Genomic DNA, 21,370 nt, shown 5'->3' on the forward strand with positions numbered 1-21,370 from the left:
GGCTTTCTGTGTTATCTGCCCAACTTAAATCCTATTTAGCTGAAATGAATATGTCGGCCACTGAATTACAACAAAAACAATTAATAGGTTTTGTTGAAATGCTTAATAAATGGAATAAGGCTTATAACCTCACCTCCGTTCGCGATCCTGAGCAAATGTTAATCCGCCATGTTATGGACAGTTTAACCGTTTCTCCTTATCTTGAAGGGCAGCGTTTTATCGATGTGGGAACCGGTCCTGGTTTACCAGGGATCCCATTAGCCATTATGAATCCAGATAAGCAGTTTGTATTACTCGATAGTTTAGGTAAACGGATCCGTTTTCAGAAGCAGGTTCAGTTCGAGTTAAAAATTAATAACATCACTTCAATAGAAAGTCGTGTTGAAGCTTATAATCCTGATATTAAATTTGACGGAGTATTAAGCAGAGCATTTGCATCTATTCAAGATATGCTCAGTTGGTGTCACCATTTACCAACTGAAAAAGGCACTTTTTATGCATTAAAAGGCCAGTTAAATCAGCAAGAATTAGACGACATGCCAACAGGATTTTCGTTGGTAGAAACCATAGTATTGCATGTACCAAAGTTAGATGAACAGCGACATTTATTAAAAATTGCTAAGCAATAAATCGCATTTCTTTCGCTAATAAAGCTAACCGGACATCAATAATTAAAGACAGGATGACATTGTGGGTAAAATCATTGCCGTAGCCAACCAAAAAGGTGGCGTTGGAAAAACAACAACTTGCGTTAATTTAGCCGCATCACTTGCCGCCACAAAGCGTAGAGTGTTGTTGATCGATTTGGATCCGCAAGGTAATGCGACTATGGGCAGTGGTATCGATAAGTATGAAGTCGATAACACAGCTTATGAATTATTAGTCGAAGAAAAACCCTTTGCTGAGATTGTGATTAAAAATACCGTTGGAAAATATGATTTGATCGCAAGTAATGGTGATGTTACTGCGGCAGAAATTAAATTGATGGAATTTTATGCTCGTGAAATACGTTTACGTAATGCATTAGCGCCAATCAAAGATGATTACGATTATATTTTCATCGACTGCCCGCCATCGCTCAATATGCTTACCGTGAATGCTATGTCTGCTGCAGATTCAGTACTTGTGCCAATGCAATGCGAATATTATGCCCTAGAAGGTTTAACGGCATTGATTGATACCATTACTAAGCTAGGCGCCATGGTCAACCCAACCCTGAGCATAGAAGGTATTTTACGCACTATGTATGATCCGCGTAATCGTTTATCTAATGATGTATCTGATCAACTCAAGCAACATTTTGGCGATAAAGTATATCGTACCGTCATACCGCGAAATGTTCGTTTAGCCGAAGCCCCTAGTTTTGGTGCACCTGCCATGTATTACGACAAATCGAGTGCTGGCGCTAAAGCTTATTTAGCCCTAGCGGGTGAAATTATCCGTCGTGCAGAACAGCAAACTCAACCAAAACAAGCGTAGGATATAAAAATGACTTTAAAAAAGCGCGGTTTAGGTAAAGGCTTGGATGCCTTATTAAGCCACAGTAATGCCGCTAGTCGTAAAAGTGATCAGGCTGAAGAACAGCAATCTACTCCGCTAAGTGACTTACTCCACCTCGATCTTGACTTATTACAGCCCGGTAAATATCAACCTCGTAAAGATATGTCGCCAGAAGCATTAGAAGAGCTGGCTGAGTCTATTCGTGCTCAAGGGGTGATACAACCGATAGTGATCCGTAAAATTTCTGAAACTCATTATGAAATTATTGCCGGTGAACGCCGTTGGCGTGCTGCTCAATTAGCTAAATTAAATAAAGTCCCGTGTATTGTTAAGCAAGTGGCTGATGATGCCGCGGTCGCTATCGCGTTAATTGAAAATATTCAGCGTGAAGACTTAAATGCAATGGAAGAAGCGATTGCATTACAACGATTACTTGAAGAATTTGAATTAACTCATCAACAAGTTGCTGATGCTGTAGGTAAATCTCGTGTAAGTGTGTCTAATTTATTACGTTTAAATAGCCTTAATGAGCCTGTTAAACGTTTGTTAGAGAATGGTGATATCGACATGGGCCATGCGCGTGCGTTATTGGCATTAGAGGGTGATGAACAGACAAATTTAGCTCGATTAGTGGCTTCTAAAGAAATGACTGTTCGAGAAACTGAACGATTAGTGAATAAAGCCTTAAATCCGACTAAAGACGCCGAAACACCAGCTAAAGATCATGATGTTAGCCGCTTAGAACAAGAGTTAATTGAAAGACTCGGTGCCAAGGTTGCCATCAATCATGGCAGTAAAGGTAAAGGCAAAATTGTAATAAATTACCAGAATCTTGCTGAATTAGACGGAATTTTAAATAAAATCCGATGATTTGTGAATCAAACCAATTTCATTAGTAAGTTTGTGACAGAGCTCTAATTTTTGTTTTCGATAATTTAGCGCCGAATAGTGTGCAAAATCGTCGTTTTACTATCATCAAAGTTGCAAACAAAGCGCGAAAAGGTATACTTTGCAGGCTTTTTGAATCTTAAGGCTAGTTTAATATTTTAAATTTAACATTAGGACCGCGAAAAGCAATAATGCGGAGATATGAAGTTGGGTAATGTTTTAGCGCGTCGTGGCAGGTTAGCAGCCTATAAATTAGTGCTGGTACAAGCTATCGTCGCGAGTATTATTTCAACACTATTTTTCGTTATGTGGGGAGCACAGTATGGCCTATCTGCACTTGCAGGTGGTGTAATTGCTGTACTTCCTAATTTTGTATTCGCAACCCTAGCTTTCTCACATAGTGGAGCAAGCTCTGCAGCAAAAGTGATTAAAAGCTTTTACTGGGGGGAAGCGGTAAAGATGCTGTTGACCATTGGATTATTTTCGTTAGTGTTTATCAATATGAAAGTCGGTTTTATGCCGCTTTTTACCTGTTATTCATTAGCGTTAGTTGTACATTGGATAGCACCTTTATATTTCAAGCAAAGTTAAGTGGGATGAATCATGGCTGCAACTGGTGAAGCGTTAACACCGCAGGGCTATATCCAACATCACCTTACCAATTTAAGTGTTGGTGAAGGGTTTTGGACTTGGCACATTGATTCGTTGCTCTTTTCGGTTGGGCTTGGAATGTTGTTCTTATGGCTGTTTTACCGTGCCGGCAAAAATGCGACAACAGGCGTTCCTGGCAAATTTCAATGTTTTGTTGAGATGATTGTTGAGTTCGTAGATAGCAGTGTGAAAGAAACTTTTCACGGCCGCAATCCTGTTATTGCACCTTTAGCTCTGACAATTTTCGTCTGGATTTTCATGATGAACTTCATGGATATGATCCCAGTCGATTGGTTACCTGCATTAGCTTCGTTAGCTGGTGTGCCATACCTAAAAGTTGTTCCGACTACTGACGTTAACATTACCTTCAGCTTAGCTCTTGGTGTGTTTGTGCTGATTATTTATTACAGCATTAAAGTCAAAGGTGTTTCAGGTTTTGTTAAAGAACTAACATTTCAGCCTTTTAACCATTGGGCAATGATACCCGTCAACTTATTATTAGAAACAGTGACTCTAGTTGCGAAGCCGATTTCATTGGCTCTACGACTATTTGGTAACTTGTACGCTGGTGAGTTGATATTTATCCTTATTGCATTGATGTACGGTTCTAACGTGGCGTTATCTGCTCTAGGTGTAGGATTACAACTAGGTTGGTTAATTTTCCATATTTTAGTTATTACTTTACAAGCATTTATTTTCATGATGTTGACTATTGTTTATTTAAGCATGGCACATGAAGATCATTAAGGGTAACCGAAAAATTTTTTGACCTAAATCATTAATAACAACGATTTAGAATATTGGAGATAGATATGGAAACTGTATTAGGAATGACGGCTATTGCTGTTGCTCTACTTATTGGTATGGGTGCATTAGGAACAGCTATCGGTTTCGGCCTTTTAGGTGGAAAGTTTTTAGAAGGTGCAGCTCGTCAGCCAGAAATGGCGCCTATGTTACAAGTTAAAATGTTCATCGTAGCGGGTCTTCTAGATGCCGTAACTATGATTGGTGTAGGTATTGCGCTATTTATGCTATTTACTAACCCATTGGGTGCAATGCTTTAACTAACGCTTCTGTCTTTAATCTAACTAGGAGGCTGTTGTGAATTTCAACGCTACCCTATTCGGTCAGACGGTTGCCTTTATTCTCTTCGTGTGGTTTTGCATGAAGTTTGTATGGCCTCCGTTGATGAATGCCATCGAAGAACGCCAGAAGAAAATTGCTGATGGTCTGGCGGATGCCGGCCGTGCAGCAAAAGATCTAGAGTTAGCACAAATTAAAGCTACTGAGCAACTAAAAGAAGCAAAAGTAACTGCCAACGAAATTATTGAGCAAGCTAATAAGCGTAAGGCTCAAATCGTTGATGAAGCTAAAGTTGAAGCACAAACTGAGCGAGCTAAAATTATCGCCCAGGGTCAAGCAGAAATTGAAAACGAACGTAATCGCGTGAAAGACGACCTGCGTAAGCAAGTTGCTTCTCTAGCCATCATTGGTGCAGAGAAAATTCTTGAACGTACGATTGATCCAGAAGCCCACAGTGACATTGTTAATAAACTTGTTGCTGAAATTTGATTAAGGGAGTTGAGTTATGGCTGAATTAAGCACCATCGCTCGCCCTTACGCAAAGGCAGCTTTTGATTTTGCTGTTGAGCATAAAGCAGTAGATAGTTGGACAGAAATGTTAACTTTCGCTTCATTGGTGAGTGAAAACGAATCAATCAAGCCACTGCTAAATGGTACTCTCGCGAGTACACAACTCGCTTCACTGTTTATTAAAGTATGCGGTGAGCAAGTCAATGAGCAAGGTCAAAACCTGATAAAGGTAATGGCTGAAAACGGTCGTTTAGGGATACTGTCAACAGTATCGCTACTTTTTGCTGAATACCGTAATGAGTGGGCAAAAGAAGTTGAGGCCGATGTGGTTTCTGCTACTGAGCTAAGCTCTGAGCAACAGCAGCAAATTAGTGTTTCTTTAGAGAAACGTCTCGCACGCAAAGTTAAGCTGAATTGCAGCATCGACGCATCGCTTATTGGCGGTGTAATTATTAAATCAGGCGACCTAGTCATTGATGGCTCGGTAAGCGGTAAGTTATCGCGTTTGTCTGAAAAGCTGCAGTCGTAATTGGGAGTTTGAGCATGCAACTGAATTCCACTGAAATCAGCGATCTGATTAAGCAGCGGATCGAGCAGTTCGACGTCGTTAGTGAAGCTCGCAACGAAGGTACTATCGTTGCAGTAAGTGACGGCATCATTCGCATTAACGGCCTAGCCGATGTAATGCAAGGTGAAATGATCGAACTGCCTGGTGGCTGTTTTGCAATCGCGTTGAACTTAGAACGTGATTCTGTCGGCGCCGTAGTGATGGGACCTTATGCTAATTTAGCAGAAGGTGATAAAGTTAGAACCACTGGTCGTATTCTTGAAGTACCGGTGGGTCGTGGTCTACTTGGCCGCGTTGTTAACACTCTAGGTGAGCCTATTGATGGAAAAGGACCTATCGACAACGATGGTTTCTCTCCTGTTGAAGTAATTGCCCCTGGTGTTATTGAACGTAAGTCAGTATCACAACCAATCCAAACTGGTTATAAAGCCGTTGATGCCATGATCCCTATTGGTCGTGGTCAACGTGAATTGATTATTGGTGACCGTCAGACTGGTAAAACAGCGATGGCTATTGATGCAATTATCAACCAGAAAGAATCAGGCATTAAGTGTGTCTATGTTGCTATTGGTCAGAAAGCTTCTACCATCGCAAACGTAGTACGCAAGCTTGAAGAACATGGTGCATTAGCTAACACTATCGTTGTTGTTGCATCAGCTTCTGAAGCTGCAGCACTGCAATATTTAGCGCCATATTCTGGTTGTTCTATGGGTGAATACTTCCGTGACCGCGGTGAAGATTCTTTAATCGTATATGATGATTTGTCTAAGCAAGCAGTTGCTTATCGTCAAATTTCTCTACTATTGAAGCGTCCACCAGGACGTGAAGCATACCCAGGTGACGTATTCTATCTACACTCTCGTTTATTAGAGCGTGCTTCACGCGTAAACGTAAATTATGTAGAAAAGTTCACTAACGGTGCAGTAACAGGTCAAACCGGTTCGTTAACCGCGTTACCTATTATTGAAACCCAAGCTGGTGATGTGTCAGCGTTCGTACCGACCAACGTAATTTCTATTACCGATGGTCAGATCTTCCTTGAGACTGACTTGTTTAACTCGGGACTTCGTCCAGCAGTTAACCCAGGTATTTCTGTTTCTCGTGTTGGTGGTGCCGCGCAGACTAAGATCATCAAGAAACTGTCAGGCGGTATTCGTACAGCACTTGCACAGTATCGAGAGCTTGCTGCGTTCTCACAGTTTGCATCTGATTTAGATGATGCAACACGTGCTCAACTTGAGCATGGTGAGCGAGTAACCGAACTAATGAAGCAAAAGCAATATGCTCCTATGAGCGTTGCTGCCCAGTCTGTGTCTATTTTCGCAGCTGAAAAAGGCTACCTTAAAGGTGTTGCTTTAAATGAAATCGGTCGCTTCGAAGCCTCTCTGCTTTCATACATGAACAGTCAACATGCTGACCTAATGAACACCATCAATGCTACTGGCGATTATAACGCTGATATCGAAGGTGAGTTAAAGGCAGGCATGGACAAGTTCATTGAAACCCAAACCTGGTAATAATGAACACGGGGTGTCATTAGGCACCTCAGGTCCCAGATTGGAGAGTAGAGATGGCCAGCGCTAAAGAGATTAAAACCAAGATCGCGAGTGTTAAAAATACTCAGAAGATCACTTCCGCTATGGAAATGGTTGCCGCCAGCAAAATGCGCAGAGCGCAAGAACGCATGGCAGCGAGCCGTCCATATGCAGAAAATATGCGTAAGGTGATCGGTCACGTAGCGCAAGGTACTCTCGAGTATAAACACCCCTATTTAGAGGTGAGAGATGCCAAGCGGGTTGGTTACATTGTTGTAGCAACCGACCGTGGCCTTTGTGGTGGTTTGAACGCTAACCTATTTAAAAAGGTTGTGTCAGACGTTAAAAAGTGGAAAGAACAAGGTGCAAATGTTGAGTTTTGCCCAATTGGTGCCCGTTCTGTTCAGTTTTTTAAAAGCTTTGGTGGTGAAATATCCGCCCATGCATCAGGTTTAGGCGACTCGCCAAAACTTGCTGATTTGATTGGCACTGTTCGTGTCATGTTAAAAGCTTACAACGAAGGTAAACTGGATCGTCTGTACATAGTATTTAACAAATTTGTGAATACCATGTCCCAGACTCCGGTGATCGAACAGCTGCTACCTTTACCTAAGTCAGATGAAGAAGTAGCTAGTTATCCTTGGGATTATATTTACGAGCCTGATCCAAAAGAAGTATTGGATTTATTGTTAACTCGTTATGTAGAGTCTCAAGTATATCAAGGTGTTGTTGAAAATATTGCATCTGAACAGGCTGCCCGTATGGTAGCCATGAAGGCGGCAACAGATAACGCCGGCGAAATGATCGATGATTTGCAACTCGTCTATAACAAGGCCCGTCAGGCTGCGATTACGCAAGAACTGTCGGAAATTGTTGCAGGCGCTGCAGCGGTTTAGGTTTAGGTAACGAAATCAAGTTTAGAGGATTAATCATGAGCACAGGTACTGTTGTCCAAGTAATTGGCGCGGTTGTGGACGTAGAGTTTCCACAAGATTCTGTACCTCGAGTATATGACGCTCTGAAGATCACTGGTGAAGGCGCCTGTAATGGTTTGGTGCTGGAAGTTCAGCAGCAGCTAGGTGGTGGTGTTGTTCGTACCATCGCTATGGGTTCTTCTGATGGTCTGCGTCGTGGTCTAGAGGTAGCAAACTCAGGTTCACCAATTACTGTTCCGGTAGGGGTTGCAACCCTTGGCCGTATTATGAACGTATTGGGCGAGCCTATCGATGAAGCGGGTCCTATCGGTGAAGAAGAGCGTTATGTTATTCACCGTGCAGCTCCTTCATACGAAGATCAGTCAAATTCAACTGAGCTTTTAGAGACAGGTATCAAGGTTATCGACCTTGTTTGTCCTTTCGCTAAAGGTGGTAAAGTCGGTCTGTTCGGTGGTGCTGGTGTTGGTAAAACAGTTAACATGATGGAACTGATTAACAACATCGCTAAAGCTCACTCTGGTCTTTCTGTTTTCGCTGGTGTTGGTGAGCGTACCCGTGAGGGTAACGACTTCTACTACGAGATGGAAGATTCAGGCGTATTAGACAAAGTAGCCATGGTTTATGGTCAGATGAACGAGCCTCCAGGAAACCGTTTACGCGTAGCGTTAACTGGCCTGAGTATCGCTGAAAAGTTCCGTGACGAAGGTCGTGACGTATTGTTGTTCGTGGACAACATTTATCGTTACACCTTAGCCGGTACTGAAGTATCTGCACTATTAGGTCGTATGCCTTCTGCGGTAGGTTATCAGCCAACACTAGCTGAAGAGATGGGTGTTCTTCAAGAACGTATCACTTCAACTAAGTCTGGTTCGATTACTTCTGTGCAAGCAGTATATGTACCTGCGGATGACTTAACTGATCCGTCACCAGCCACAACCTTCGCTCACTTAGATGCGACTGTTGTATTGTCTCGTCAAATTGCTTCTTTGGGTATTTACCCAGCGGTTGACCCATTGGATTCGACTTCACGTCAGTTAGATCCACAGGTTGTTGGCCAAGAGCATTATGATGTTGCAAACGGTGTACAAACTGTATTACAGCGTTATAAAGAGCTGAAAGACATTATTGCTATCTTGGGTATGGATGAATTGTCAGATGATGACAAAACCATGGTATTCCGAGCGCGTAAGATTGAGCGTTTCTTATCTCAACCTTTCTTCGTAGCAGAAGTCTTTACTGGTTCTCCTGGTAAGTACGTTTCTCTTAAAGACACTATTCGTGGCTTTAAGGGTATCTTGGATGGTGAGTTCGATCATATCCCTGAGCAAGCGTTCTACATGGTTGGTTCAATCGATGAAGCTGTCGAGAAAGCTAACAAAAAGAAATAACTAGGCCGTAAAGCTTAGTTCTTTAAGGAGAACTTGATGGCAGCCAAAACAGTCCAACTTGATATTGTTAGTGCAGAAAACAGCATCTACCACGGCCAAGTTAGCTTCTTTGAAGTTACTGGTGCTGAAGGTGAGTTAGGTATTATGCCTAACCATGTTGCGTTACTGACAAAAATCAAGCCTGGTATGGCGCGCTTTATCAAGCAAGATGGTAGTGAAGAAGTGTTGTATCTATCAGGTGGTTTACTTGAAGTACAACCTACTGCAATTTCAGTACTTGCTGATGTAGCATTACGTGCCGATGATATTGATGAAAAAGCTGCTTTAGAAGCCAAAGAACGTGCTGAGCAAGCAATTGCCAACGCCGGAGTTGACTTCAATTATGAAGCCGCAGCAATCGAGTTAGCCAAATCTTTGGCTCAATTACGTGTTGTTGAATGCATCAAGAAAAATATCACCAGATAATCTGATTATTTGACGCTTAAAAGGCGACTCTTTATGAGTCGCCTTTTTTATTGCCTATTATCGGCTAATTAACCCCCTGCCTGTTTTCCCTTTTGACCATATTCCGTTAAAATGAGCGCAAATCTATATCGGTTCATTAAAGGAATGCTCAATGTCGTTAAATGTTGTGATCTTAGCTGCAGGAAAAGGAACTCGGATGCGCTCAGATCTCCCAAAGGTTCTGCATCCTATTGCTCATAAAAGTATGGTGCAACATGTGATAGATACTGCCAATGCCTTAGGTTCAGACGCTATTCAGTTAGTGTATGGTTATGGCGCAGATAAATTACAAACAGCACTTGGCGAACAAGCATTAAACTGGGTATTACAGGCTGAACAACTGGGTACCGGCCATGCGGTTGCCCAAGCAAACCCGAATATTAACGATAACGATACAGTATTAATCCTTTACGGTGATGTACCGCTTATTCAGCAATCAACCCTAGAAGCATTATTAGCTGCACGCCCTGTGAATGGCTTGGCTATTTTGACTGTTAATTTACCTAACCCAAGCGGTTACGGTCGCATAGTGCGCGAACAAGGCAGCGTCGTCGGAATTGTTGAGCAAAAAGATGCTAACGCTGAACAGCTAGCCATAACCGAAGTGAACACAGGTATCATGGTTGTGCCGGGTAAGCAGTTAAAAGCCTGGTTAAATCGTTTATCGAATAATAATGCTCAAGGTGAATACTACCTTACCGACATCATTGCCATGGCAAAGGCTGATGGCGTTGAAATTAGCACATCACAGCCACAATCGGCTATCGAAGTTGAAGGCGCTAACAATCGCGTGCAACTTGCCCAATTAGAAAGAGCTTATCAAGCTCGTGCTGCTGAAAAACTGATGCTCGACGGTGCTAATCTCCGCGATCCTGCGCGTATTGATATTCGCGGCGATGTGACTGTTGGTATGGATGTGATGATAGATGTTAACGTTATTTTTCAAGGTAAAGTAACCCTAGGCAACAATGTGACAATCGGCGCAGGTGCTATTTTGATTGATTGCGACATTGCCGATAATGCAGAAATTAAACCTTATACTATTGTAGAAGACGCTAAGCTTGGACAAGCCGCGAGTGCAGGACCTTTTGCCCGTTTACGCCCAGGGGCAGAGCTTAAAGAAGATGCTCATATAGGTAACTTTGTCGAAATTAAAAAGAGTGTATTAGGTAAAGGTTCTAAAGCTGGCCACTTAGCCTATTTAGGTGATGCACACATTGGCGCTGGCGTGAATATCGGTGCCGGTACAATTACCTGTAACTATGACGGTGCCAATAAGTTTATTACTACCATTGAAGATGGCGTATTCGTCGGCAGTGATACTCAGTTAGTAGCACCTGTTACCATAGGCAAAAATGCCACTCTAGGGGCTGGATCAACCATAACCAAAGATGTTGCTGAAAATGAACTGGTGATTACTCGCGTTAAACAGCGCCATATTACTGGTTGGCAGCGTCCGATAAAAATTAAAAAATAACGGTTAACTCAAATATAATCAAGCGGCCATGAGCCGCTTTTTTTATTATTTATAGATTTTTTATATGAAAATTATACTGAAAAAAGGTTTGTTATAAGTTTGATTTATGTTAATTAAATGTTCTCAATTGACTGGTTTTAAATGAATTTATAGCTATGTCACAAGTAAGTGTAAATTTTTCACAAATAAGTTTAAATAAAAACAATTCTCATTTATATTCCCCTCAATTGTTAGACTGAAAGTCTTATTGAGGAGTTGGTCATGGTATTTAAATATTCAGTTATAGGTTTGGCTGTTGGTTCAGCATTAATGGCGATGCCTGTTATGGCAGAAGTGTCGAGTGACGCTAACATAGAGCGCATTAATGTGACCGGTCGTACCTTTAACGATTATAAAGTTGCTACAGCATCTGGCGCTATGCGCGGTGATATCGACTTAATGGATACCCCACAGTCAGTTAATGTTATCCCTGATTTTGTTACCGATGAACAATTAGCTACTAACCTTGCAGAAGTGTTAGTTAACGATTCCAGCGTGACGGCAGGAACGACACGCTGGAACCGCCAAGTCTTTAGCATCCGTGGTTTTGAGTTAGATTCGGGTAATGGTTATCTGATTAATGGCCACCAGCAATGGTCTCACTATGTACAACCTATTGAAACGCTACAGCAAGTTGAAGTGCTGAAAGGTCCTTCTAGTATGTTGTATGGCCAATCTGGTCCTGGTGGTTTGGTCAATATGGTCACTAAAAAGCCGACTTATGATTCTATGCTTGATGTGGGTATAGATACAGATGGTTACGGTTCTACCCGTGCGCAGATCGATGCGGGAGGAAGCTTAAATGATGCCCAAAGTATTCGTTATCGTGGAGTGTTAGTTAAGCAAGACACAACATATTGGCGTGAATATTCAACCACCGAAGAAAATCAAGAACGCGATCGTTGGTTAGGTTATCTTAATATGGAATTTGACTTAACTGATGATGTATTACTGTCAGTGAAATACGATCACACTCAAGATAAAGCCGGTATTGATGCCGGTGGTTGGTTAGATAAACAAGGTAATGTCATTGGCGAACGTAAAACCGTTTGGGATGCGCCTTGGGCCTTTACCGATAATACCGTGTCAAACTTAGGTGCCGATCTTACTTGGCATATGAGTGATAACTGGAAAGTCAAAGCGGGCTATAACGATCAACAATTCAATCGACAACGTTTTGACTCAGCGCCACAATACACCACAGATCCTCTTAGCAATGGTTATAGCATTAAACCATTCGATCGTTACGATGACTGGCAACATAAAACGGCTTATGTAGATTTTACAGGCGAGTTTGATTTTGCCGGAGTTCAACATCAGTTATTAATTGGCGCAAATTACCTAGATTATTTTTATCAGCAACAGATCCAACGTGGTAAAGCCCAAACCGTGACTCCAGGGCAGCCTGTTATTAAGCCTGATCTTGATTACCATTCAAGTGTTAAAGGTGATCCTAGCGAATACAAATATTATGGCTTCTATTTGCAAGATTTAATGACGCTTAATGAACAATGGAAGCTGCTTACTGGTGTTCGTTACGATGAGCAAAAGAAAGACGGTTTAGGTCAGAACAGTTATGCGGTATCGCCTAAGTTTGGGGTGATTTACTCGCCCATGGAAAATGGCAGTATTTACCTAAACTATTCAAAAAGTTTTACCCCGCAAGGTGCTGTTAATAATCTATTTGATGTTAACGATGAACTGGATTTAAAACCTGAATATGGTATTCAGTATGAAGTTGGTACTAAGTGGGAACTGTTCAACGATAGCTTATTACTGACCGCGGCTGTATTTGATATCACCCTTGAGAATATTACAATATCTGAAGTACTCCCGACTCCAATAGGTCCCTATACTGATATTACGACTCAAGGTGGTGAGCAGAAGCATCGTGGATTTGAAGTGGGCGCTCAAGGCCAGATAAGTGACAATTGGTTTATGACATCTTCCATGATGTACCTTGATGCTGAATATCACACTGGCGATGAACGTGAAGGTAAAACGCCTGTTGATGCGCCAGAATGGTCTGCCAATATCTGGACTCGCTACCAAATGAACGAAGATTTTGCGCTGAATTTTGGTGCTATCTATGTTGGCGAGCGTTTTGCCAATACCGATAACAGTATTCGCAAAGACGGCTATGTTCGTTTTGACATTGGTGCCGCTTACACTATGGATGTTATGGGTAAAGACGTAAGCGTACGTGCAAATGTCAGAAACTTATTTGATACCGATTATATTGAAGGTGGTCAATATAATATGGTGACTATTGGTCAAGAGCGTAACTTCAGTGTTGCCGCAGAGGTTAAGTTCTAATATGGCTAGTTAACGCTAACTTATCTTAATTAGTTCATAAAAAGCCTCTGCATATTTCAGAGGCTTTTTTGTACATTTATTTCAACTTTTGAGTTATAAGATCTAGATAAAGTTTCATTTGATGCTAAAATACCTTTCGTTTCGAAACTTATGCGGAAAGTAGTTAATTTAAATGACTAAACGTAACACCCAACAACGTCGCCATTCGATCATTAAATTGGTTAATGAGCAAGGCGAAGTCAGTGTCGACGAACTGGCTAATTTATTTGCCACTTCCGAAGTTACGATCCGTAAAGATTTGGCTATGCTTGAAACCCATGGATTATTGTTACGACGTTATGGTGGCGCCGTGCCTTTACCACAAGAAATGACCCAAATAGCCAACGAAAACCTGTCTTTAAATAAACAAGCTATTGCTGCTAAAGCCGCTGAGCTGATCCGCGACCATAATCGGATCATCATTGACAGTGGCAGTACCACATCAGGCATCATTCAACAGCTTAATGGTAAGCATGGTTTAGTGGTCATGACCAATTCATTACAACTGGCTAATGCCATTCATGAACTTGAAAATGAGCCGACATTATTGATGACCGGTGGCACCTGGGATCCCCATTCCGAGTCTTTTCAAGGTCAAGTGGCTGAGCAGGTTTTACGTTCATATAACTTCGACCAACTGTTTATCGGTGCCGACGGTATCGACCTTAACCGCGGCACAACCACGTTTAACGAGCTAACTGGCTTGAGTAAAGTGATGGCAGAAATGTCACGTGAAGTGGTGGTACTACTGGAATCTACCAAAATTGGTCGACGAATCCCTAATCTTGAGCTGCCCTGGGAAGTGGTTAATGTCTTAGTTACCGACGACAACATTACCCAAGAAGCCGTTAACACTATTTCAGCACATGGCGTCAGAGTCATTCTCGCGCCATACGCTAAGTAAACAAATTAAATTAAAACAGTAAAGGAAACTAACATGTGTGGAATCGTAGGCGCTGTTGCGCAAAGGGATGTTGCAGAAATTTTAGTCGAAGGCTTACGCCGTCTTGAATATCGTGGTTATGACTCAGCAGGTATTGCTGTCATTCATCAAGGTGAGCTAAGCCGTACTCGCCGTGTAGGTAAAGTACAAGAGTTGTCATCTGCACTTGAGATCACCCCTCTAAGTGGTGGTACCGGTATTGCTCACACTCGTTGGGCAACACACGGTGAACCAACAGAGCGTAATGCACACCCACATTTATCTGAAGGTGATATTGCCGTTGTTCATAACGGTATCATTGAAAACCACAGTAAATTGCGCGAGAGATTAAAAGGTTTAGGTTATGTGTTCTCATCAGACACAGATACCGAAGTGATTTGTCATCTTGTTCATCATGAATTAAAAACAGCCGCGAGCTTATTAGTAGCAGTTCAAGCGACGGTTAAGCAACTTGAAGGTGCCTATGGCACAGTTGTTATCGACCGTCGTGATAGCGAACGCATGGTTGTTGCCCGCAGTGGTAGCCCATTGGTTGTAGGTTATGGTCTGGGTGAAAACTTTGTTGCCTCAGACCAACTTGCATTGTTACCGGTAACGCGTTCATTTGCATTTTTAGAAGAAGGTGATGTAGCAGAAATTACCCGTCGTCAAGTTAACATTTTTGATGTTAATGGCAACGCTGTTCAGCGCGAAATGAAAGAGTCTGAAGTGACTCATGATGCCGGTGACAAAGGTGAATACCGTCACTACATGTTGAAAGAGATTTACGAGCAACCAACTGCGATTGCGCATACTTTAGAAGGTCGTATTGCGGGTGGTAAAGTATTAGATTCAGCCTTTGGTGAAAATGCCGCTGAATTTTTAAAAGACATTAAACACGTGCAAATTATTGCCTGTGGTACCAGTTATCATGCTGGTATGGCCGCGCGTTACTGGTTAGAAGACTGGGCTGGCGTATCATGTAACGTCGAAATTGCATCTGAGTTCCGTTACCGTAAGTCGCACCTGTTCCCAAATAGCTTATTAGTGACGATTTCACAATCTGGTGAAACAGCAGATACTTTAGCGGCAATGCGCCTAGCAAAAGAAATGGGCTACAAAGCCACCTTAACCATCTGTAACTCTGCAGGTTCATCGTTAGTTCGTGAATCGGATATGGCTTACATGATGAAAGCAGGCGTAGAAATAGGTGTCGCATCAACCAAAGCCTTTACTGTGCAACTTGCTGGCTTGTTAATGTTAACCACCGCTATTGGCCGTCATAATGGCATGTCTAGTGAAATGGAAGCGGCTATTACTCAAAGCTTGTTATCAATGCCAGCTAAAGTGGAGCAGGCGCTTGGCTTAAATGATGCTATTGCTGAATTAGCAGAAGACTTTGCTGACAAACAGCATGCATTATTCCTAGGCCGTGGTGATCAATACCCAATCGCGATGGAAGGTGCATTAAAACTCAAAGAGATTTCGTATATTCACGCCGAAGCCTATGCCTCTGGCGAACTAAAGCACGGCCCATTAGCCTTGATTGATGCTGATATGCCAGTGATTGTGGTTGCGCCAAACAATGAGTTACTCGAAAAGCTTAAATCAAACGTTGAAGAAGTGCGCGCCCGTGGTGGATTGATGTATGTGTTTGCCGATGTCGATGCAGAATTTGAGTCAGACGACACAATGAAAGTTATCCAGGTTCCCCATTGTGATGCGTTCATGGCACCATTGATCTACACCATTCCATTGCAGTTACTGTCATATCATGTGGCATTAATTAAAGGTACTGATGTCGACCAACCTCGCAATTTAGCAAAATCAGTTACGGTTGAGTAAGGCTTTGATTTAATTTTAAATTTGTGGAAGTTAAATAGAGTTCGAAACTAGTCATAAAGATAGCTACTAACTGAAAAGTTAGAAACTAAACAAGTTAGCTACTGTGAAATGTTCGAAACTAAGAAAAAGCGACTGACTCATTGAGTGGTCGCTTTTTTTTTAAGATAAAAAGTTATGTTAATGCAATAGTCATGGGTAGTTAAATTCCAGGACGATAGCGTTTGTAACGCAAAACTATTTACCCGGTTTATGTTTATGCGTATCTAAACTTGGATGTTTAGATTTATTCTCAGGGGTAACACTACGTCTTTGATCTGTTTTACCTGTTGATTCAGCTTTTGGCTTAGGGCCTGGTTTTATGCTCATGACGCTCACCTCATGTATAAGTTTATATAAGGCCATTATTTTAAGGCGTGTAGTTAGTTGCTTCGCATTTAGGGCAAGGAGGAAGTGTATCGGAGTTATCATCTAAAATGACTTTTTGCCCACACTTTTTACATGTATAAACACCTTTCCCTGGTTTTTCGCCTGTGCTCGACATAAATATATCTCCTTGATAACTGAATTCAATAATACAAAATGTATTATTGAATCCTATATTGGGTCAAAAAAAGAACAATGCAAGAGTTATTTTTAAGCAGATTCTTAATAGAAATCATTCCAATGATTATGCATTAAGGGCATCATCATATTTCGTTTGATATTAAACTTTGTTAAAACGTTTTTGCCCTCAAAATGTGTTAAAAAATAAATTTATAGGGGCTGTGTTGAACGAGAAACAGACAGTCTAGAAATTGTCTGATAGTCTGAGCAATGGTCATTTTTTGACGAAAAAAAGGACAATTAAATGCGAATTTATAAAAATCGGTGAGTTTTATTTAGGAAAAACTCAGCTATGCATAAAATCAAAAGGACAAAAGGATTTCCCAATTGAAAATTTCCCATATTGATATTCAGAACTTTCGTAAATTAAAAACATGTCGAGTTGAGCTGGCGGATAAAAGTACAATTCTAGTTGGAGCGAACAATAGCGGGAAAACCTCCGCTATGGATGCGCTGATTATGTTTCTAAAAAAATCTAAGCGCAAAGAAGTTTGCACCACAGACATCACATTATCTAATTGGGCTGAAATTAATAAAATTGCCAATGATTGGCTTTCTCGTACTACCGAAGGAAAACCGGCAGATCTATCACTAGATTCTTGGCGATCATTATTACCGGCCATAGATGTTTGGCTTAACGTAGACGAATCGCAAATACACTACGTTAGTCACATTCTACCAACTCTAGATTGGGATGGAGGCCTATTGGGTGTTAGATTAATTCTAGAACCGAAAGATCCAGAAGCTCTTTATAAATCATTTATGGCCGCTTATTCAGCAGCCAAAGAAACCTTAGCTGCACGCAGAACCGAAAAACAAAAAGACAAAGACAAGACTCCCGATTTTGTATCAGCTTTGACCTTATGGCCTACGTCGATGCATGACTTTTTGGATAGAAAGCTACAAGATTTCTTCGCTGTTAATGCTTATGTGTTAGACCCCACACATGCAAAATTAGATCTACCACAGTTGTTTACAGAATTGATGGAACCACTTGAAAGCGACCCTTTTGATGGCCTCTTCAAAATAGACATAATCAACGCTCAAAGAGGATTCTCTGATCCGAACTCAGGCGAGGGAACTGCGAATACAGACCGCCGCCTTTCGTCGCAATTACGACATTACTTTAATGAGCATTTAGACCCAAGCGAGCTTCCAGATGCAAGCGATTTGGACGCACTTGAGGCCATGGAAGCTGCGAGAACAGCGTTCGATCAGAAATTGAAGAGCAGTTTTAGTGTCGCAATTGGTGAACTGGAAGATCTGAATTATCCAGGCTTTAGTGATCCACAGATTTTATTAGCGAGTAAAGTTAACCCTATTGAAGGGCTAAATCATGACTCAGCCGTTCAATTTAAAGTTGTACGCAGTGATGACTCCTCGGTCAATAATCTATGTCTGCCCGAAAAGTACAACGGCTTAGGTTATCAAAACCTGATCTCTATGATTTTTAATCTGATCCGCTTTCGTGATGAATGGATGCGTGTTGGAAAAGTAGGTAAGCGGGTAAACATTAGTAATACGTCGATAGAACCTTTGCACTTAATGCTTATTGAGGAACCAGAGGCACACCTGCATGCACAAGTGCAGCAGGTCTTTATTAAGAAGGCATATGGCGTATTGCGCAACCATACCGACTTGAAGGATAAGCATCAATTTTCTAGCCAGATGGTAGTAAGCACACATTCAAGCCACATTGCGCATGAGACAGACTTCACAGGTTTACGTTATTTCCAGAGAAAGAGGCTGGCAAGCGTGCTAGAAATACCTTTTGCCTCAGTCGTTAGCATGAAAACAATATTTGGTGATAGGACTGATACGTCAAAGTTTGCAACTCGATACTTAAAAACGACACATTGTGACTTATTTTTTGCTGATGCTGCAATTCTTGTTGAAGGTCCGGTAGAACGTATGCTGGTTCCTCACTTCATTAGAAATCACTATCCAGAGTTAGAGAGAAGCTATATCTCTCTTTTGGAGATCGGCGGTAGCCACGCGCATAGATTACGCCCGTTAATTGAGGCCTTGGGTATTCCCACGCTTGTTATCACCGATCTTGATTCAATTGATACAGAATCCACTAGTAAAGTACGACCGATGAGTGGGCAAAACCTGAGAACAGGAAACGATACATTAAAAAACTGGGCGCCCCAAAAAGCTACTTTAGATGAAGTCTTGGAAGCATCACCTGAAGAAAAAATAACTGACAAAGGATTGGTTCGGGTAGCTTATCCCTGTAGTACAAAGATTCAATATCTCTCAGGAAAAGATGAGGATGCTATTCCGTATACGTTTGAAGACGCTTTAGTACTAGAAAATCTCATGATGTTTAAAGCAATAACTGATAGCACTGGCCTCGTAAAGAAAATGGCCGCAGCCGTAAAAAAAGCAACGCTTGATGAGGCCTGCAAAGACATGTTTAATGCGCTCGATAAGAATGCTAAGAAGGCTGAAATGGCTCTGGAGTTGCTTTACACCACCGATCCAAATTCACTTAAACCTCCCACATATATTAAAGAAGGCCTTGATTGGCTTAAAACTATGCTAATCAATGATGCATCTTTGATAACTCCGTCGTTAGTTATGCCGGAGGATGTGTAATGACAGATGTAACCGACGCAAAAGCTGTTGATGATGAAATCTATAGCTGTCTTGACCTCGACCAGCCTAAAAGTTTTTTTCTATTTGCAGGTGCAGGATCAGGGAAGACTCGTTCATTGGTCGAAGTACTAAAACGGTTTCGTAAAAATAATATTCATCGCTTACGAGTTAATGCACAACAAGTGGCAATTATCACCTATACCAATGCAGCCTGTGATGAAATAAAACGACGGCTGGATTTTGACCCTGCGTTTAATGTATCGACTATTCATAGCTTTGCTTGGGAGTTGATTAAGCCACATACACATGATATTAAGGTTTTGCTTAAAGTACGCCTTCAAAATGACATTGATGAACTTGAAGTAGCGCAAAGCAAAGGACGAGCAGGATCAAAAGCGGCTGAAGATAGGCCTAGGCAAATAGCGTCAAAACGAAAACGGCTTGAGTCACTCAATACAATTCGAAAATTCACCTACAACCCCAATGGAGAGAACTCGGGCAAAGATTCGCTTAATCATGCAGAGGTAATAGCATTGACAGCGGAATTACTCGCAAGTCGTCCGCTTCTGCAAACAATTTTGACGCGTAAATTTCCAGTTTTACTACTGGATGAAAGCCAAGACACGAAAAAAGAATTAATCGAAGCACTTTTTACAGTTCAGCAAATGCATAAAACTCAATTTTCACTTGGGCTTTTTGGCGACACCATGCAGCGCATCTACATGGATGGAAAGGTAGACCTAGGACGGGATTTGCCTGATGATTGGCTGACCCCTAAGAAAATCTACAATTACAGAAGCCCACGTCGAGTCGTCAAACTCATCAATAAAATTCGAGAGGATGTTGATAAAAATCGGCAAGAACCTGCTAAAGAAAATGAAGGTTTTGTAAGGCTATTCATTGCAGATACCAGCCAGCCCATTGATAAAACCTCATTTGAAGACGCTGTTTGCAAAAAAATGGCTGAATTTACTAATGACAAGCTCTGGGCCGATCCAAAGGAAAATAAAACTCTGACCTTAGAGCACCATATGGCGGCTCAGCGTGGTAGTTTTTCAGATTTCTTCAACGCTCTGTACGTCGGTAAACTGAGAACTGGCTTACTAGACGGGACTCTATCTAGTATTACTTTTTTTTCTGAAAGGGTTCTGCCGTTAATTAACAACATAGAAGTTAATAATCAATTTTCGGTATCACGAATACTCAACAAACACTCTCCGTTAATGTTCAAGGAACAATTTGAAAATAGTGAAAACCCCAAAATTGAATTAAAAAAAGCGAAAGAAGCAGTAGATGCGCTTTACGCCCTATGGGAAAACGATTCTAGTCCAACGTTACAAAGTATTCTCAAAGAAATTAATCGCAGTGGATTATTCAAAGTACCCGACATTCTAGTAACAATTGCAGACAGACAAGAAAAAGACTTCGAGATTGCCGACGAAGATATTGACCCCATCATTGATGCTTGGGATAAGGCATTAACATCTTCCTTCAGTGAATTCAAAGAATATGTAAATTACATCTCTGATAAATCCCGTTTTGGGACGCATCAGGGGATAAAAGGACTCGAGTTTCCGCGCGCCATAGTAGTTCTTGATGATGAGGATGCCGGTGGAAATTTTTTTAGCTATGAAAAGTTATTCGGTGCTAAATCCCCTACAAAATCAGATGTTGATAATCAGGTAAATGGCAAAGAAACTAGTATTGACCGCACTAGACGATTATTTTATGTGACTTGCAGTCGAGCAGAAGAAAGTCTGGCAATAATTGCTTACACAAGTGAACCTAATAAGGTGAAAGAAAATGCCTTAAAGCAAGAATGGTTTACGGATGAGGAAATTGTAATGTTGTAGCGATTGATATTGTATTAAATAAATTTTATTGGTGATTTCATAAACATTTTATTTAGGATATCTCGGTTTGTTATTAGTTTTTGATAATAATTTATCCTCTTATATCAATAATA

20 protein-coding genes are annotated in these 21,370 nt (G+C 41.4%); 18 read left to right on the forward strand and 2 right to left on the reverse strand.

Going from position 1 to position 21,370, the window contains the following annotated elements; translation table 11 throughout:
* Window positions 1-8: 8 nt before the first annotated feature.
* The 16 genes from rsmG (at window position 9) to glmS (ending at window position 16,200) form a co-directional block, all read left to right on the forward strand.
* Complete coding sequence (gene rsmG, locus H5114_RS18310) at window positions 9-629, forward strand: 16S rRNA (guanine(527)-N(7))-methyltransferase RsmG (RefSeq protein ID WP_182698831.1); 621 nt, start codon at window positions 9-11, stop codon at window positions 627-629.
* Window positions 630-690: 61 nt separating this feature from the next.
* A complete protein-coding gene (locus H5114_RS18315; RefSeq protein WP_182723702.1) occupies window positions 691-1,479 on the forward strand; it encodes a ParA family protein in 789 nt (262 codons plus the stop codon).
* A gap of 9 nt (window positions 1,480-1,488) precedes the next feature.
* Window positions 1,489-2,370: a ParB/RepB/Spo0J family partition protein gene (locus H5114_RS18320; protein WP_124016584.1), complete on the forward strand. Its 882-nt coding sequence runs from the start codon at window positions 1,489-1,491 to the stop codon at window positions 2,368-2,370.
* A gap of 225 nt (window positions 2,371-2,595) precedes the next feature.
* The gene (locus H5114_RS18325; RefSeq protein ID WP_124016769.1) at window positions 2,596-2,979 is read left to right on the forward strand and encodes an ATP synthase subunit I; all 384 of its coding nucleotides are present in this window, start codon (window positions 2,596-2,598) and stop codon (window positions 2,977-2,979) included.
* Window positions 2,980-2,991: 12 nt separating this feature from the next.
* On the forward strand, window positions 2,992-3,786 hold the full coding sequence (atpB, locus tag H5114_RS18330) for a F0F1 ATP synthase subunit A (protein ID WP_124016585.1): 795 nt from the start codon (window positions 2,992-2,994) through the stop codon (window positions 3,784-3,786).
* Window positions 3,787-3,851: 65 nt separating this feature from the next.
* Complete coding sequence (gene atpE / locus H5114_RS18335) at window positions 3,852-4,103, forward strand: F0F1 ATP synthase subunit C (protein WP_011639455.1); 252 nt, start codon at window positions 3,852-3,854, stop codon at window positions 4,101-4,103.
* Window positions 4,104-4,140: 37 nt separating this feature from the next.
* A complete protein-coding gene (gene atpF / locus H5114_RS18340; protein WP_124016586.1) occupies window positions 4,141-4,611 on the forward strand; it encodes a F0F1 ATP synthase subunit B in 471 nt (156 codons plus the stop codon).
* Between the two features lie 16 nt (window positions 4,612-4,627).
* Window positions 4,628-5,161 (forward strand): F0F1 ATP synthase subunit delta, encoded by a 534-nt coding sequence (gene atpH / locus H5114_RS18345; protein ID WP_182723703.1) that lies wholly within the window; start codon window positions 4,628-4,630, stop codon window positions 5,159-5,161.
* A gap of 14 nt (window positions 5,162-5,175) precedes the next feature.
* Window positions 5,176-6,717, forward strand: coding sequence for a F0F1 ATP synthase subunit alpha (gene atpA, locus H5114_RS18350; protein WP_124016588.1), 1,542 nt, complete (start codon window positions 5,176-5,178; stop codon window positions 6,715-6,717).
* Window positions 6,718-6,770: 53 nt separating this feature from the next.
* Window positions 6,771-7,631 carry a F0F1 ATP synthase subunit gamma gene (atpG, locus tag H5114_RS18355; protein WP_124016589.1) on the forward strand — a complete coding sequence of 287 codons (861 nt, stop codon included), beginning with the start codon at window positions 6,771-6,773 and terminating at the stop codon, window positions 7,629-7,631.
* Window positions 7,632-7,666: 35 nt separating this feature from the next.
* On the forward strand, window positions 7,667-9,058 hold the full coding sequence (atpD, locus tag H5114_RS18360; RefSeq protein ID WP_011639450.1) for a F0F1 ATP synthase subunit beta: 1,392 nt from the start codon (window positions 7,667-7,669) through the stop codon (window positions 9,056-9,058).
* A 36-nt stretch (window positions 9,059-9,094) separates the two neighbouring features.
* A complete protein-coding gene (locus H5114_RS18365) occupies window positions 9,095-9,523 on the forward strand; it encodes a F0F1 ATP synthase subunit epsilon (protein WP_124016591.1) in 429 nt (142 codons plus the stop codon).
* 151 nt (window positions 9,524-9,674) lie between these two features.
* On the forward strand, window positions 9,675-11,039 hold the full coding sequence (gene glmU / locus H5114_RS18370; protein ID WP_182723704.1) for a bifunctional UDP-N-acetylglucosamine diphosphorylase/glucosamine-1-phosphate N-acetyltransferase GlmU: 1,365 nt from the start codon (window positions 9,675-9,677) through the stop codon (window positions 11,037-11,039).
* 261 nt (window positions 11,040-11,300) lie between these two features.
* Window positions 11,301-13,394 (forward strand): TonB-dependent siderophore receptor, encoded by a 2,094-nt coding sequence (locus H5114_RS18375; protein WP_182723705.1) that lies wholly within the window; start codon window positions 11,301-11,303, stop codon window positions 13,392-13,394.
* Window positions 13,395-13,566: 172 nt separating this feature from the next.
* Window positions 13,567-14,337 (forward strand): DeoR/GlpR family DNA-binding transcription regulator, encoded by a 771-nt coding sequence (locus tag H5114_RS18380; RefSeq protein ID WP_182723706.1) that lies wholly within the window; start codon window positions 13,567-13,569, stop codon window positions 14,335-14,337.
* Window positions 14,338-14,370: 33 nt separating this feature from the next.
* On the forward strand, window positions 14,371-16,200 hold the full coding sequence (gene glmS / locus H5114_RS18385) for a glutamine--fructose-6-phosphate transaminase (isomerizing) (protein ID WP_182723707.1): 1,830 nt from the start codon (window positions 14,371-14,373) through the stop codon (window positions 16,198-16,200).
* A 234-nt stretch (window positions 16,201-16,434) separates the two neighbouring features.
* On the opposite strand, the gene H5114_RS20585 is transcribed toward glmS, so the two are convergent.
* Window positions 16,435-16,566: a hypothetical protein gene (locus H5114_RS20585; protein ID WP_257984938.1), complete on the reverse strand. Its 132-nt coding sequence runs from the start codon at window positions 16,564-16,566 to the stop codon at window positions 16,435-16,437.
* Window positions 16,567-16,606: 40 nt separating this feature from the next.
* Window positions 16,607-16,741 carry a zinc ribbon-containing protein gene (locus H5114_RS20750; RefSeq protein ID WP_182723708.1) on the reverse strand — a complete coding sequence of 45 codons (135 nt, stop codon included), beginning with the start codon at window positions 16,739-16,741 and terminating at the stop codon, window positions 16,607-16,609.
* Between the two features lie 389 nt (window positions 16,742-17,130).
* Here H5114_RS20750 and H5114_RS18395 point away from each other — a divergent pair, with 389 nt between their 5' ends.
* Both H5114_RS18395 and H5114_RS18400 read left to right on the forward strand, forming a co-directional pair.
* Window positions 17,131-19,404: an AAA family ATPase gene (locus H5114_RS18395; protein WP_182723709.1), complete on the forward strand. Its 2,274-nt coding sequence runs from the start codon at window positions 17,131-17,133 to the stop codon at window positions 19,402-19,404.
* Window positions 19,404-21,257: a UvrD-helicase domain-containing protein gene (locus tag H5114_RS18400; RefSeq protein WP_182723710.1), complete on the forward strand. Its 1,854-nt coding sequence runs from the start codon at window positions 19,404-19,406 to the stop codon at window positions 21,255-21,257. The genes H5114_RS18395 and H5114_RS18400 overlap by 1 nt, the downstream gene beginning before the upstream one ends.
* Window positions 21,258-21,370 lie beyond the last annotated feature (113 nt).

It is taken from the genome of Shewanella sp. SR43-8, assembly GCF_014163775.1.
GTDB classification, from domain to species: Bacteria; Pseudomonadota; Gammaproteobacteria; order Enterobacterales; family Shewanellaceae; genus Shewanella; species Shewanella vesiculosa.